Raw genomic sequence first — 555 nt, 5'->3', positions numbered from 1 at the left:
TCGATGTGTTATCGCAAGCGTCTGTAAATGTCCAGGTACGTGTAATTGTTATATTACAAGCGTCAGTATTGTCCACAACATCTGAAGACACACCAATGATAGTGCCGCCACAATTATCTGTTGCAGTCAATTCTTGCGCCACTGGTACTTCCGAAATACATTCGTAAGTTACATCGGCAGGCGCGTTTGGCGCTACAGGAGCCGTAGTATCAGCCACGGTAATTGTTTGAGATACTGTTGATGTGTTATCGCAAGAATCTGTAAATGTCCAAGTACGTGTAATGATAATATTACAAGCGTCTGTATTGTCCACAACATCAGCAGGCACACCCATGATAGTACCACCACAATTATCTGTTGCGGTCAATTCTTGCGCCACTGGTACTTCAGAAATACACTCGTAAGTTACATCGGCAGGCGCAGCAGGCGCTACAGGAGCCGTAGTATCAGATACCGTAATTGTTTGAGAAACGGACGATGTGTTATCGCAAGCATCTGTAAATGTCCAGGTACGTGTAATTAAAATGTTACAAGCGTCAGTATTGTCCACAACAT

1 protein-coding gene is annotated in these 555 nt (G+C 43.8%); it reads right to left on the bottom strand.

Annotation, left to right across the window (positions count from 1 at the left end; translation table 11 throughout):
• A partial coding sequence (locus tag ACFSQP_RS13115; RefSeq protein ID WP_449252227.1) for an HYR-like domain-containing protein occupies positions 1-555 on the bottom strand: 555 nt, incomplete at both ends.

The sequence above is a fragment of the Bizionia sediminis genome (assembly GCF_042684585.1).
In the GTDB taxonomy this organism is placed as follows: domain Bacteria; phylum Bacteroidota; class Bacteroidia; order Flavobacteriales; family Flavobacteriaceae; genus Algorimicrobium; species Algorimicrobium sediminis.
Note: the sequence above shows the minus strand (reverse complement) of the source record. Positions and strands in the feature narration are given on the sequence as shown.